This is a genomic window from Xenorhabdus entomophaga (assembly GCF_037996725.1).
In the GTDB taxonomy this organism is placed as follows: domain Bacteria; phylum Pseudomonadota; class Gammaproteobacteria; order Enterobacterales; family Enterobacteriaceae; genus Xenorhabdus; species Xenorhabdus khoisanae.
Map to the genome: position 1 here is coordinate 1 of NZ_JBBMXH010000512.1, position 223 is coordinate 223.

A 223-nucleotide genomic window follows, 5' to 3' on the forward strand; every position below is an offset into this window, starting at 1 on the left:
GTTGACACAAGAATCGGTGCCTGCCCATTTATACGCCCGCAATATCACCCCGGTTTCCCCCGATTTTCCGCCGATGGTGATGGGCAAATCGGACTGGTCGCTGATTAACCTCTTAAACTGCCCGCCATTTTTACTTTTCCATGCCGAATCCCTGAAAGATTTTCTCCGGTTGTATGATTGTTATGCCGGACATGATCGCGCCCTCAGCCGCCGGATGCAGCAG

General features: G+C 52.5%; 1 protein-coding gene. It reads left to right on the forward strand.

Going from position 1 to position 223, the window contains the following annotated elements; genetic code table 11:
- On the forward strand, positions 1–223 hold a 223-nt coding region (locus tag AAC854_RS23870), incomplete at both ends, for a type VI secretion system baseplate subunit TssF (RefSeq protein ID WP_422824137.1).